Annotated in this window: 12 protein-coding genes; all 12 read right to left on the reverse strand. The window is 64.9% G+C overall.

Annotated elements, in window-relative coordinates; translation table 11 throughout:
- Positions 1–42: 42 nt before the first annotated feature.
- The 12 genes from ASD75_RS13020 to ASD75_RS13075 all read right to left on the reverse strand — a co-directional run bounded on the left by ASD75_RS13020 (position 43) and on the right by ASD75_RS13075 (position 12,776).
- A complete protein-coding gene (locus ASD75_RS13020; RefSeq protein ID WP_056746251.1) occupies positions 43–978 on the reverse strand; it encodes a glutathione S-transferase family protein in 936 nt (311 codons plus the stop codon).
- A 30-nt stretch (positions 979–1,008) separates the two neighbouring features.
- A complete protein-coding gene (locus tag ASD75_RS13025) occupies positions 1,009–2,685 on the reverse strand; it encodes an isovaleryl-CoA dehydrogenase (RefSeq protein ID WP_056746253.1) in 1,677 nt (558 codons plus the stop codon).
- A gap of 53 nt (positions 2,686–2,738) precedes the next feature.
- Complete coding sequence (locus ASD75_RS13030; RefSeq protein ID WP_056746255.1) at positions 2,739–3,191, reverse strand: GNAT family N-acetyltransferase; 453 nt, start codon at positions 3,189–3,191, stop codon at positions 2,739–2,741.
- A complete protein-coding gene (locus tag ASD75_RS13035) occupies positions 3,191–4,207 on the reverse strand; it encodes an NADP-dependent oxidoreductase (RefSeq protein ID WP_056746698.1) in 1,017 nt (338 codons plus the stop codon). The genes ASD75_RS13030 and ASD75_RS13035 overlap by 1 nt, the downstream gene beginning before the upstream one ends.
- A 114-nt stretch (positions 4,208–4,321) precedes the next feature.
- Positions 4,322–4,753, reverse strand: coding sequence for a PaaI family thioesterase (locus ASD75_RS13040; RefSeq protein ID WP_056063497.1), 432 nt, complete (start codon positions 4,751–4,753; stop codon positions 4,322–4,324).
- Between the two features lie 154 nt (positions 4,754–4,907).
- Complete coding sequence (locus ASD75_RS13045) at positions 4,908–5,699, reverse strand: SDR family oxidoreductase (RefSeq protein WP_056063500.1); 792 nt, start codon at positions 5,697–5,699, stop codon at positions 4,908–4,910.
- A gap of 183 nt (positions 5,700–5,882) precedes the next feature.
- The gene (locus tag ASD75_RS13050) at positions 5,883–6,092 is read right to left on the reverse strand and encodes a hypothetical protein (protein ID WP_056063503.1); all 210 of its coding nucleotides are present in this window, start codon (positions 6,090–6,092) and stop codon (positions 5,883–5,885) included.
- The gene (locus ASD75_RS13055; RefSeq protein ID WP_056746257.1) at positions 6,092–7,960 is read right to left on the reverse strand and encodes an acyl-CoA dehydrogenase; all 1,869 of its coding nucleotides are present in this window, start codon (positions 7,958–7,960) and stop codon (positions 6,092–6,094) included. Before ASD75_RS13055 ends, ASD75_RS13050 begins: the two co-directional genes overlap by 1 nt.
- 115 nt (positions 7,961–8,075) lie before the next feature.
- On the reverse strand, positions 8,076–8,576 hold the full coding sequence (locus ASD75_RS13060; RefSeq protein WP_225581328.1) for a PaaI family thioesterase: 501 nt from the start codon (positions 8,574–8,576) through the stop codon (positions 8,076–8,078).
- A gap of 3 nt (positions 8,577–8,579) precedes the next feature.
- The gene (locus ASD75_RS13065) at positions 8,580–9,755 is read right to left on the reverse strand and encodes an acetyl-CoA C-acyltransferase (RefSeq protein ID WP_056063507.1); all 1,176 of its coding nucleotides are present in this window, start codon (positions 9,753–9,755) and stop codon (positions 8,580–8,582) included.
- A 35-nt stretch (positions 9,756–9,790) separates the two neighbouring features.
- Complete coding sequence (locus ASD75_RS13070; protein WP_055394024.1) at positions 9,791–11,890, reverse strand: 3-hydroxyacyl-CoA dehydrogenase NAD-binding domain-containing protein; 2,100 nt, start codon at positions 11,888–11,890, stop codon at positions 9,791–9,793.
- A 190-nt stretch (positions 11,891–12,080) separates the two neighbouring features.
- Positions 12,081–12,776: an ABC transporter ATP-binding protein gene (locus tag ASD75_RS13075; RefSeq protein WP_056063513.1), complete on the reverse strand. Its 696-nt coding sequence runs from the start codon at positions 12,774–12,776 to the stop codon at positions 12,081–12,083.
- Between the last annotated feature and the right edge of the window lies 1 nt (position 12,777).

Consider the following 12,777-nt stretch of genomic DNA (forward strand, 5'->3'; position numbering starts at 1 on the left):
AGAGCGCATCGGGGGCGGTGCGATCAAAAAGGCTGCCGTTGTTCAGGGCGCCACCGGCCGCAGCACGTAGCCAATGCGGGGGAAGTGAACGTGCACCGTGCCCGCACGCGGGTCGGTACGGCGCAGCGTGTAGCGTGTGCGGGTGGCGGCAATCAGCTCGCCTTCCGTGGGCTCTGTGCCAAAGCTCTCGGCGGCAATCGTGACCTGGGTACCCAGCGGGATGCCGTGCTCGTCCTGGAACACGTCGTCGGTCAGCGGCAGCGGCTCCATGCCCGCGGCCACGGTGATGGCGTCGGCGGCACTGAACTTCTCCATGCGGCCGTGGCCCAGCGCAGCGATGCGGTCCATCCACTCCAGCACGGCGGGTGTGGCGGCAAAGATGTCGGCCATCACGGGCACACACTCGCGCGTGAACCACAGCGGGTGGTAGGCCGCAAAGTCGGCCAGGCAAGGCTCGGCGCCGAACAGGAAGTCGTGTTCCTCGGCCATGTGCGCAATACGCCGCAGGTACGAGCGGTAGGCAGCCGTGGCATCGGCCGGGCGCAGGCGCTGCATGCCTGCGCTCATCTCGCGGCGGTCTTCACCAAACACTTGCGCGGCCGCCGGCGGCAGGTTGGCAAACAACACGGCGGCGCCCTTGGGCTGCAGGTTGTAGGCCATGGCAGCCCAGAACAGCGTGGTGTCGGCCCACTGCGCAAACACGCGCGACACGCCTTTGAGGTGCGGCGGATACAGCACGGGTTCGGGATGCTCATGCTCCAGCACATCGCAGATCAGGGCCGAGTCGCAATAGATGTCGGCGCCGATCTGCAAGAACGGCGTCTTGCGATACCCGCCGGTCAGCGCCACCACATCGGGCTTGGGCATGACGCTGGGGATGATGACGGACTTCCAGGCCAGCTGCTTGAAGCCAAGCACCGCACGGATCTTTTCGGAAAACGGGGACGAGGGGTAGTGGTGCAGGATGAGGTGGGACATGGGTTTCTCCGCAAAATTCTGTGGGATGGCTCAGGCCGGAAGTGCGCGATCCAAGATGGCGTCAAGGTTGACACCCGCGCCCAGCGTGCCAAAGCTGTAGCCCCAGTCACCGGAGAGGCGCGAGTCGCAAAACGCTCGGAACACTGCGCCGGGCGCACTGCGCAGCAACAGGGCCGCCTGCACTGCCAACGCTACATCCTGGGCGAGTCGCCGGGCCTCGGCCTCGGTGGTCATGGCGTCTACACGCAGGGGCAGTGCGCCGGCCAGACGGTCCAGCGCCGGGTGGGCGCCGCGTGCGGGTGCCAGTTCGGCGTCCAGCGCGGCAGCGGTGTCGGCGCGGCGCACGGCGCGCATCAAATCCAGCGCCATGATGTTGCCCGCGCCTTCCCAGATGGAGTTGAGCGGCATCTCGCGGTAGATGCGAGCCATGACGCCTTCACCGCCCTCCTCCACATAGCCGTTGCCGCCCAGGCATTCCATGGCCTCCTGCGCAAACACGCTGCCGCGCTTGCACACCCAGAACTTGGCGACGGGCGTGAGCAGGCGGGCCATCACGGCTTCGTGCTCGCTTTTCTCTTTGCGATCAAAAGCGCTTGCAAGCCTGATGGAGAGCGCAGTGGCTGCCTCACTTTCGAGCGCGAGGTCGGCCAGCACATTGCGCATCAGTGGCTGTTCGATGAGCTTTTTGCCAAAGGCCGAGCGCTGGCGCGTGTGGTGCAGCGCAATGCTGAGCGCCTGCCGCATGAGGCCGCTGGTGCCCAGCGCGCAGTCCAGCCGCGTCATGGTGCCCATCTCCAGGATCTGCGCCACACCCCGGCCCTCTTCGCCCACGCGCCAGGCCATCGCGCCGATGAACTCGACCTCGGAGCTGGCATTGGCGTGGTTGCCCAGCTTGTCTTTCAGGCGCTGGATGCGAATGGTGTTGACCGCCCCTTCGCCACCATCAGGCAACACACGCGGCAGGAAGAAGCAGGTGAGCCCGCCGGGCGCCTGCGCCAGGATCAGGAACGCATCGCACATGGGGGCGGAGAAGAACCACTTGTGCCCCGTGATGCGGTAGCGCGCACCCCAGACATCGTCGCCGTCGTAGACAGCCTGTGTGGTGTTGGCACGCACGTCCGATCCGCCCTGCTTTTCGGTCATGCCCATGCCCATGGTGAGCGCGGATTTCTGCGAGAACAGTGCCAGGCGCGGGTCGTACTGCGTGCTTGCCAAACCCTTGCTCCAGTCCGCCCATACTGCTGAATTGCCTCGCAGTGCCGGGGTCACGGCGTAGCTCATCGACACGGGGCACAGCACCGAGGGCTCGGCCTCGGTGAACAGCATGAAGCCCGCCGCGCGCTCCACATGCGCGTGGCCCGTGTCCTGGCGCGACCAGGGCGTGGCATGCAGGCCGTGGCGCAGCGCGGCGCCCATCAGCGCGTGGTAGCTGGGGTGGAACTCCACCACATCCGTGCGGTGGCCGAAGCGGTCGTGCGTGCGCAGCTGGGGCTTGTGGGTGTTGGCCAGGCGCGCGTGGGCCAGCATCTCTGCCGAGCCCATCTCGGCGCCCAGCGCGGTGAGGCCCTCCACATGCAGGCCAGGTGCATGCAAGCTCAGCGCGTCCTGCAGCGGCTGGTTGGTGGTGAACAGGTTCACATCCGCCCACGGCGTGCTCTGGTTGAAGACGTCATGGGTACGCGCCAGGGTGGCGGTGGGCAAGGTCATGTCGGCTCCTTCACGGGTGGGCTGTGTGAATGATCGAAGGGGCTGCGGCTGCGTCAGCCCGCCTTTCGCAGCATTTCAAGGTGCGGGATATCGTCTTCCAGGTATTCGTCGGACACCGCCTCAAAACCCAGGCTGCCGTAGAAGCCCCGCAGGTGCGCTTGCGCACTGATGCGAATGCCCCGGTCCGGCCACGCCTGGCTGCAGCGGGCAATGCCCTCCTGCATCAGCGCCCGGCCTGTGCCGTTGCCGCGCGCCTCCTTGGCGGTGACCACGCGGCCAATGGAGGGCTCGGGGTAGTTTACGCCCGGGTCCACCACGCGCAGGCAGGCTTGCAGCGCACCCGCCTCGTCGTAGCCCAGCAGGTGGTAGGACTTTTTGTCCGCTTCGTCCGGGTCCTGGTAGGGGCCCTGCTCCAGGATGAACACCTTGCAGCGCAGGGCCAGGGCGTCATGCAGCGCATGCACGCCCAGGTCATCGAAGCGGGCCCAGGTCCACTTCAGCATCATCAGATCAGCTTGACCAGTTGCTTGCCAAAGTTCTTGCCCTTGAGCAGGCCCAGGAAGGCCTCGGGCGCGGCGGCAATGCCTTGGGCAATGGTTTCGCGCGGGCGCAGCTTGCCGGTGCCGACCAGCGTACCCAGCTCCTTGAGGGCATCAGGCCAGACTTCCATGTGCTCGCTGACGATGAAACCTTCGACCTTCATGCGGTTGATGAGCATGAGCGCGGGGTTGGTCATGGGCAGCGGTGCGCCGTCGTAGCCGGCGATCATGCCGCACAGGGCGATGCGGCTGAAGGCGTTCATACGCAGCATGACGGCGTCCATGATCCAGCCGCCCACGTTCTCGAAGTAGCCATCGATGCCGTTGGGGCACGCTTCCTTCAGGGCCTTGGACATGGCCTTCACGTCGCTGTGTTGCTTGTAGTCGATGCAGGCGTCAAAGCCCAGTTCTTCCACTGCGTACTTGCACTTGTCGGCACCGCCCGCAATGCCCACCGCGCGGCAGCCACGGGCCTTGGCCAGCGCGGCAAAGGCGCTGCCCACGGCGCCCGTGGCGGCGCTCACCACCACGGTGTCGCCTTCCTTGGGCGCAATGATCTTGACCAGGCCGTACCAGGCCGTGACACCCGGCATGCCCACGGCGCCCAGGTAGTGCGACAGCGGCACATGGGTCGTATCGACCTTGCGCAGCGCGCCGGGCTGGTCGGCATTGACCACGCTGTATTCCTGCCAGCCGCCCATGCCCACCACCTTGTCGCCCACAGCGTACTTGGGGTGCTTGCTCTCGGCCACCTCGCCCACGGTGCCGCCAATCATGACCTCGCCCAGGCCCTGCGACGCCGCGTAGCTCTTGCTCTCGTTCATGCGGCCGCGCATGTAGGGGTCCAGGCTCAGGTAGTGGTGGCGTACCAGCACCTGGCCGTCCTGCAGCGCGGGCGTGTCGGTCGCGACCAGCTTGAAGTTGCTGGCCACCGCTTCGCCCTGGGGACGGTTGTCGAGAACGATTTGTTGGTTGCGTGGCATGGAAAGCTCCTTCAGAAAATTCAACACTATGTTTTTGATAGCTGCCAACGCATATATACATTGCGCTTGCAGGCAAAAAGGCTTTAAAAACTGCTGGCGACCTCAACCACTGGCTCAGTCGGTGGAGATGACCTTGAGATCATTCACATTGCGCCCGTCCACCGGCAGGCGCTTGACGTACTTGAACGTGCCGGTGGCGTGGCAGCACACCTTGCCTTGGGCGTCGTACACCGTGCCCTCGGTGAACGCCATGGTGGCCGTGCGGTGAATCAACCGCCCCTTGGCCACCAGCGGCCCGCGCGCGGGCTGCATGAAGCTGGTCTTCATCTCGATGGTGACCACACCCATGTCCGGCGTCACGCTGCGCGCGGCCGTCGCCATGGTCACGTCCAGCAGCGTCATCGACGCGCCGCCGTGGGTCACGGCAAACGAGTTCAGGTGCTCAGGCTTGGCTTCGTAACGCAGCTCGGACTCGCCGTCCTCCATGCGGTGCAGCGTGAAGCCCAGGTGGCTGACAAAGGGGATTTCGACACCAAAACTGATCAAGGTTTGTTCCTTTGGAAATGTAGGTCGCAACGGGCGCGGCACAGGCGAGGGACGCAGAGCAAGGGCCGCCCCGCAGCGATTGCGTCGTCCCCCTTCCCGAATCGCGCAGCGATTCGAGAGAAGGGGGAAGCGGCACAGCCGCTCAGGGGGATGTTCACCCGCCAGTCACAATGCTCACGCCGCCGTCCACCGCCAGCCATTGGCCGGTGATGTGCTTGCCTGCATCCGACGCATACAGCGCACACAGGCCCTTCAGGTCTTCATCATCGCCCAGGCGGCCCAGCGGGGCGTGTGCGGCCAATGCCTCTTCGCCCATGGCCTTGAGGGTGCCCACCGTCATCTTGCTCGGGAAGAAGCCCGGGCAGATCGCGTTGACGCGGATGTTGTAGGCCCCCCATTCGGCCGCCAGCGCCCGGGTGAAGTTGATCACCGCGCCCTTGGAGGTGTTGTAAGCAATGGTGTTCATGCCCTTGGGGTTGCCGCCCAGGCCGGCGATGGACGCCACATTGATGATGCTGCCGCTGCGGCGGCCGATCATGCTGTGCTTGGCGATGTGCTGGCTCAGGATGAAGTACCCACGCACGTTAAGGTTCATCACCTTGTCCCAGGCCTCCACGGGGTGGTCTTCAGCCGGAGAGCCCCAGGCCGCGCCCGCGTTGTTGACCAGGATGTCCACATGGCCCAGGCGCTGCAAGGTCTCGTCGGCCAGGCGGCGGATGTCCTCTTCCTTGGCGCAGTCGGCGGCAATCCAGCGCGCGTCGATGCCTGCGGCTTGCAGGTCGGCCGTGGCTTCTTCCAGGTCAGACGCCTTGCGCGAGCTGAGCACGATCTTGGCGCCCGCCTCGCCCAGCGCGTGGGCCAGTTGCAGGCCCAGGCCGCGCGAGCCGCCGGTCACCAGGGCGGTCTTGCCCGTCAGGTCAAACAGTTGTTGGATGGTGCGTGTCATGTGAATGTCTCCTTGGATTTTCGCCAGTCGATGGATGTTCTCGGACCACAGCCCGGCGCTGGAATGCGCCAGCCAGGGGGTGGAATACAGGCAGCCATTGTGCGGCGCCAGAAGGCTGCATTGTGTCGCCGCCGCGTCCGCTCCGCACGGGGCCCGCCAGGTGGCTACCGCGGTGCCGCAGCGTCAGCCCTGGGGGTCGGCCTTGAGCCGCGCACGCACGGCGATCAGCACCACGCCCACTGCCGCCACCACGCCCCCACCCACCATCAGCACCCAGCCCGTGGCCGCGTCGGTGCGGGCGGTGGCAATGCCCAGCACCAGCGTGAGCAGGCCGCCGTAGATCAGCGCCCAGATGATTTTGTGCAAGCGCTGCAGGGTGTGCGCAGCGGCCATCAGAACGCCTCTTCAGGAAAGCTGGCGCAGGTCGCGTCGCGCGTGCTGACCACTTGAAGCCAGGCGCCGATCTTGGGCAGCTCGTAATGGAAGAAAAAGCGCATGGCGCCCATGCGGCCCACGCTGGCGGGCTGCGCCAGGGCTGCATCGGCCGCCAGGGTGGCCAGCGCCACGTCCAGCCACACCCAGGCCAGCACCGTGTGGCCAAAGGCCTGCATGTAGGGCACGGCGTTGGACAGCGCATCAGCGGGTTCGCCCGTGGCCCAGGCGGCCTTGGTGGCAGCGCCCACGTCCTGCAGCGCCTTGCCCAGCGCGTTGGCATGGGCGGCCAGCGCGGGCACCTGGATGGCGCGCTCGATGGTGGCGTTGATGCGCCCGGCCAGCAGTTGCAGGCCACGACCGCCTTCCATCAGCACCTTGCGGCCCAGCAGGTCCATGGCCTGGATGCCGTGGGTGCCTTCGTGGATCATGTTCAGGCGGTTGTCGCGCCAGTACTGCTCCACCGGAAAGTCGCGCGTGTAGCCGTAGCCGCCGTGGATCTGGATGGCCAGGCTGTTGGCCTCCAGGCACCATTCGCTGGGCCAGCTCTTGGCGATGGGGGTCAGCACCTCCAGCAGCAGGCGGGCTTCGTCGGCCGCAGCGGCATCGCCCGTGTGTTGCTCGTCCACCAGCCGCGCGCAGAACAGGTTGAGCGCGAGCGCGCCCTCGCCGTACGACTTTTGCGCGAGCAGCATGCGCTTGACGTCTGCGTGCTCGACGATGCGCACCTGGGGCTGGGCTGCGTCCTTGACCACGGCCGCCGCGCCGTCCTTGGGGCCCTGCACGGGCCGGCCCTGGGGGCGGTTCTTGGCGTAGTCCAGGCTGGCGTAATAGCCCGCCAGGCCCAGCATGGTGGCGGCCATGCCGATGCCAATGCGCGCCTCGTTCATCATGTGGAACATGCAGTGCAGGCCCTTGCCGGGCTGGCCGACCAGATAGCCTACGGCGCCTGCCTGGCCATCCACGGGGTACTTGCCCTCGCCAAAGTTCAGCAGCGTGTTGGTGGTGCCGCGCCAGCCCAGCTTGTGGTTCAGGCCCGCCAGCGCCACGTCGTTGCGCACGCCGGTCAGCTGACCGTGGGTGTCCACCAGCTTCTTGGGCACGATGAACAGCGAGATGCCCTTGGTACCCGGCACCAGCTTGCCGTCTGGCCCCGGGATCTTGGCCAGCACCAGGTGCACGATGTTTTCGGTCAGCTCATGGTCGCCCGAGCTGATCCACATCTTGTTGCCCTTGAGGCGGTAGCGGGGACCCAGCGGGTCGCTCTCAAAGCCCTCGCCATCCGGCACGGCGCGTGTGGCTACGTCGGACAGGGACGAGCCCGCCTGCGGCTCCGACAGGCACATGGTGCCCGACCAGCGGCCGTTGAATTCATTGAGCGCAAACACCTGCTTTTGCAGGTCGGTGCCATGCACCATGAGCAGGTTGGCATTGCCCGAGGTCAGCAGGTTGGACCCAATGCTGATCGAGGCGGCCGCGAAAAAGCTGTTGGCCGCCGCCTCCACCGTGTAGGGCAGCTGCATGCCGCCAATGTCGTAGTCCTGCGCGGCGCTCAGCAGGCCCGACTCTGCATAGGCGCGCCGTGCTTCGTAGGTGGCTTGCGGCAGCACCACGCGCAGCGTGCCGTCGGGCTCGGTCTCGGTGCGGGGTTCTTCGGTGTCCACCACGCGGTTGAAGGGCGCGTACTTCTCGCGCGCGATGCGCTCGGAGGTGTCGAGCACGGCATCGAAGGTCTCGCGGGAGTGGTCTGCAAAGCGCTCGCGGGCTTGCAGCTTCTCGGCGTTCAGCCACTGGTAGAGCAGGAAATCGACGGTGGGACGTAGGCTCATGGCATTTCAGGGTTAAAACAGCCCCAGGCGCAGATAAATCATGCGCCAGCAGCTATCAAATAAGGAGTAAACGGCGCAGGAGTGAGGAGGAACATGCTCCCATCCCTTGCCACCATCAGGCGCCAGCGGGCGACGGTGCCGCGTCTTCGCGCGGTGGCAGTGCGGCAATGGTGCCTTGCGCCACGGCGCACAGCTTTTCGGTGCCTGCCTGCACCACCAACACATCGCAGCGGCAAACCGCCTGCGCGCGGCCATGGTGCACCGCCTGCGCACGGGCGATGAGCAGTTCGCCCACCGCAGGGCGCAGGTAGTTGATCTTGAACTCGGAGGTCACCACGGGCACCCGCATCGCGGTGCCTCCCGCGTAGGTCAGGGCGTTGTCGGCCACATAGCTCAGCACGCCCCCGTGCACAAAACCATGCTGTTGCAGCAACTGGGGCGTGATGGGCAGGTGCAGCTCGCAGTGCCCTGGGGACAAGGCATGCAGCCGCGCCCCCACCAGGATGCTGAACGGCTGCGATGCCAGTACCTCACGCCCCATGGCCAGGAAGACCTCGGGCGACACCACGACATCGGGGATGTCGGTGCGCGGTGGCGACGAGGCCTGCCCGGACATGGCTTACAGCACCTCGAAAATGCCCGCAGCGCCCATGCCGCCGCCAATGCACATCGTCACGCACACCTTCTTGGCGCCACGGCGCTTGCCTTCGATGAGGGCGTGGCCTGTGAGGCGCTGGCCCGACACACCGTAGGGGTGGCCCAGAGCGATGGCGCCGCCATTCACGTTCAGACGGTCCGCCGGGATGCCCAGCTTGTCGCGGCAGTACAGCACCTGCACGGCGAAGGCTTCGTTCAGCTCCCACAGGTCAATGTCCTGCACCGTGAGGCCCAGCTTCTTCAGCACCTTGGGCACGGCAAACACAGGGCCGATGCCCATTTCGTCAGGCTCACAACCGGCCACCGCAAAGCCGAGGAAACGGCCCAGGGGCTTGAGGCCCTTCTTGCTGGCGTACTCTTCGCTGGTGATCACGCAGGCACCGGCGCCGTCAGAGAACTGGCTGGCATTGCCGGCCGAGATCAAGCCACCGGGCAGTGCCGACCGCAGGCCACTGATGGCCTCCACCGTCGTGCCTTCGCGTGTGCCTTCGTCCTTGCTCACCGTCACTTGCTTGGTGATCAGGCCCAGCGTCTTGTCAGCCACACCGGCCGTCACGGTGATGGGGGCGATTTCTGCATCGAACAAGCCGTTGGCCTGAGCGGCACAGGCCTTTTGCTGGCTGCCTGCACCGTACTCGTCCATGGCTTCGCGGCCGATGTTGTAGCGCTTGGCCACCTGCTCGGCGGTCTGCAGCATGCTCCAGTAAATCTCAGGCTTTTGCTTGGCCAGAGCCAGGTCCTGGATCATGTGCAGGTTCATTTCCTGCTGCACGCAGGAGATGCTTTCAACGCCACCGGCCACGAACACATCGGCTTCGCCAGCGATGATGCGCTGAGCTGCCATCGCAATGGTCTGCAGGCCCGAAGAGCAGAAGCGGTTGACCGTGACGCCGGAAGCGGTGATGGGCAGACCGGCCTTCAAGGCGATCTGGCGCGCGATGTTGCTGCCGGTGGCGCCTTCGGGCGTGGCGCAACCCATGATGACGTCGTCCACGTCAGCGCCATCAATGCCGGCGCGCAAAACGGCGTGCTGCACGGCATGGCCGCCGAGGGTGGCGCCGTGCGTCATGTTGAACGAACCCTTCCAGCTCTTGGCGAGCGGCGTGCGGGCGGTGGAAACAATCACTGCGGAGGTCATGTGAATTCCTTTGATTCGGTGTCTGTGGATGCGGCTTACTGGAAGGCCTTGCCTTCGGCGGCCAGCTTGGCCAGCAGCGGAGCGGGCTTCCAGAACGCTGCGTCGTCCAGCGGGTTCTTGGCAAAACGGTCCATGGCCTGCACCACGTTGAACAGACCCACTTCGCTGGCGTAGTGCATGGGGCCGCCACGGTGGATGGGGAAGCCGTAGCCGGTCAGGTACACCATGTCGATGTCGCCGGACTTGCTGGCAATGCCGTCTTCCAGGATGTGCGCGCCTTCGTTGACCAGTGCGAACACCAGGCGCTGCACAATTTCTTCGTCCGAAATCTTGCGCGGCGTGATGCCCAGCTCCTTGCGGTGGTCTTCGATCATCTTGTTGACCAGGTCGCTCGGGATCGCGTCGCGCTTGCCGGCCTGGTAGTCGTACCAGCCTGCGCCGGTCTTCTGGCCGAAGCGGCCCAGTTCACACAGCTTGTCGGCCGTGCGGCTGTACTTCATATCGGCACGTTCGACGGAGCGGCGCTTGCGGATGGCCCAGCCAATGTCGTTGCCCGCCAGGTCGCCCATGCGGAACGGGCCCATGGCAAAGCCAAACTTTTCGATGGCCTTGTCCACCTGCTGGGGCGTGCAGCCTTCGTCCAGCAGGAAGCCAGCCTGGCGGCTGTACTGCTCGATCATGCGGTTGCCGATGAAACCATCGCACACGCCCGAGACCACTGAAGTCTTCTTGATCTTCTTGCCGATGGCCATCACGGTGGCCAGCACGTCCTTGGCGGTCTCCTTGCCACGCACCACTTCCAGCAGCTTCATCACGTTGGCAGGGCTGAAGAAGTGCATGCCCACCACGTCCTGCGGACGCTTGGTGAAGGCGGCGATCTTGTCCACGTCGAGCGTGGAGGTGTTGGAGGCCAGGATGGCGCCGGGCTTGGCCACAGCGTCGAGTTGCTTGAACACGGCTTCCTTGACGCCCATCTCTTCAAACACGGCTTCGATGATGAGGTCGCAGTCCTTGAGATCGTCGTAGCTCAGCGTGGTGCTCAGCAGGGCCATGCGCTGCTCGTACTTGTCCTGCTTGAGCTTGCCCTTCTTGACCTGGGCTTCGTAGTTCTTCTTGATCGTGGCCACGCCACGGTCCAGGGCTTCCTGCTTCATCTCCAGGATCTTGACGGGGATACCCGCGTTCAGGAAGTTCATGGAAATGCCGCCGCCCATGGTGCCCGCGCCAATCACGCCCACCAGCTTGATGTCGCGCTTGGGGGTGTCGGATGCGACGTCAGGGATCTTGCTCGCCGCACGCTCAGCCATGAACAAATGGCGCAGTGCACGCGACTCGGGCGTCCACATCAGGTTGATGAAGATTTCGCGCTCGACCAGCATGCCTTCGGCGAACTTCTTCTTGGTGGCCGCTTCGACCGCGTCCACGCACTTGGCGGGCGCGGGGAAGTTCTTGGCCATGCCCTTGACCATGTTGCGCGCGAACTGAAAGTACGCATCGCCTTCGGGGTGCTTGCAGGGGAAGTTGCGCACCAGGGGCAGCGGACGGGCATCGGCCACGCTCTGGGCAAACGCCAGGGCTTCTGCGGCCAGCGATTCGGCCGACGCGGCCATCTTGTCAAACAGCTTCTGGCCGGGCACGGCGCCGATCATTTCGCTCTTGACGGGCTCGCCGCTCACAATGAGGTTGAGCGCGGCTTCCACACCAATCACGCGGGGCAGGCGCTGCGTACCGCCTGCGCCAGGGATCAGGCCCAGCTTGACTTCGGGCAGTGCAATCGAGCAGCCAGGCGCCGCAATGCGGTAGTGACAACCCAGGGCCAGCTCCAGCCCGCCGCCCATGGCCACGCTGTGCATGGCGGCCACGACGGGCTTTGCCGAGTTTTCAATGGCGGCAATCACCGACAGCAGGTTGGGTTCTTGCAGCGACTTGTCGGTGCCGAACTCCTTGATGTCGGCGCCGCCAGAGAACGCACCACCGGCACCAGTGATCACGATGGACGTGACCGCTGCATCGGCATTGGCACGGCCAAGGCCGTCCACGATGCCCTGGCGGGTCGCCAGACCGAGTCCGTTGACGGGAGGGTTGGCCATGGTGATCACGGCAACGGAGCCGTGGACTTTGTATTCAGCGGTCATGGTGCTGTTGTTCCTTGGAAAGTGAAAAAGAACGATCGTGCGTTTTTATTGTAGAGACTTCAAACCCATTTGGCGTGTCAATTTGTCCCGGGCGGGACAAGGGGGTTTGCAGTGCAACATTTGGTAGAGCAAAAAAAGAGGCGCCTTCAGCTATCGGGCGCCTCTTTTGGCCATGGTTTTTCAGAAATCGTCAGACTTCAAGCCATTCCTTGCGGATGTAGTTGTCGGCCCGCAGGCTGTCCGGTGTGCCCTGGAACACGATCGAGCCATGCCCCATGACCAGCGCGCGGTCCGAGATCTTCATGGCAATGGTCAGCTTCTGCTCGATCAACAGCACCGAGATGCCGCGCGACTTGATGGTCTGCAGGTACTGCCCCACCAGCTCGACGATCTTGGGTGCCAGACCCTCGGTGGGCTCGTCGATGATGATGAGGTCCGGGTCACCCATGAGCGTGCGGCACAGGGTCAACATCTGCTGCTCGCCGCCCGACATCACGCCCGCCTCGGTGTGCTGGCGCTCCTTGAGTCGGGGGAACATCTCGTACATGTCGTCAAACGACCAGCGGCTGTTCTTGCCACTGCCCTTTTGGCCGAGCATCAGGTTCTGGTGCACGGTGAGGTTGGGGAACACATCGCGGCTTTCGGGCACATAACCCACCCCCAGGTGGGCGATCTCGTAGGCCTTCCTGCCATTGAGGTCCTGCCCCTTCCAGTTGAGTGTGCCCTCCCAGTCCACCAGACCCATGATGGCCTTGGCGGTGGTGGAGCGGCCCGAACCGTTGCGCCCCAGCAGGGCCACGATTTCACCGGGTTGTACATCAAAGGTCACGCCATGCAGCACATGGCTCTTGCCGTAATAGGCGTGGAGATTTTCGATTTTCAGCATG

The organism is Acidovorax sp. Root568, assembly GCF_001427445.1.
Lineage (GTDB): Bacteria > Pseudomonadota > Gammaproteobacteria > Burkholderiales > Burkholderiaceae_C > Acidovorax > Acidovorax delafieldii.

Bases quoted from the DNA above. Each gene is read 5' to 3' on its own strand.
- ASD75_RS13035 (WP_056746698.1), bottom strand. From the start codon at position 4,207: ATGCCACGCAACCAACAAATCGTTCTCGACAACCGTCCCCAGGGCGAA.
- ASD75_RS13025 (WP_056746253.1), bottom strand. From the start codon at position 2,685: ATGACCTTGCCCACCGCCACCCTGGCGCGTACCCATGACGTCTTCAAC.
- ASD75_RS13060 (WP_225581328.1), bottom strand. From the start codon at position 8,576: ATGTCCGGGCAGGCCTCGTCGCCACCGCGCACCGACATCCCCGATGTC.
- ASD75_RS13055 (WP_056746257.1), bottom strand. From the start codon at position 7,960: ATGAGCCTACGTCCCACCGTCGATTTCCTGCTCTACCAGTGGCTGAAC.
- ASD75_RS13020 (WP_056746251.1), bottom strand. From the start codon at position 978: ATGTCCCACCTCATCCTGCACCACTACCCCTCGTCCCCGTTTTCCGAA.
- ASD75_RS13030 (WP_056746255.1), bottom strand. From the start codon at position 3,191: ATGATGCTGAAGTGGACCTGGGCCCGCTTCGATGACCTGGGCGTGCAT.
- ASD75_RS13070 (WP_055394024.1), bottom strand. From the start codon at position 11,890: ATGACCGCTGAATACAAAGTCCACGGCTCCGTTGCCGTGATCACCATG.
- ASD75_RS13065 (WP_056063507.1), bottom strand. From the start codon at position 9,755: ATGACCTCCGCAGTGATTGTTTCCACCGCCCGCACGCCGCTCGCCAAG.
- ASD75_RS13050 (WP_056063503.1), bottom strand. From the start codon at position 6,092: ATGGCCGCTGCGCACACCCTGCAGCGCTTGCACAAAATCATCTGGGCG.
- ASD75_RS13075 (WP_056063513.1), bottom strand. From the start codon at position 12,776: ATGCTGAAAATCGAAAATCTCCACGCCTATTACGGCAAGAGCCATGTG.
- ASD75_RS13045 (WP_056063500.1), bottom strand. From the start codon at position 5,699: ATGACACGCACCATCCAACAACTGTTTGACCTGACGGGCAAGACCGCC.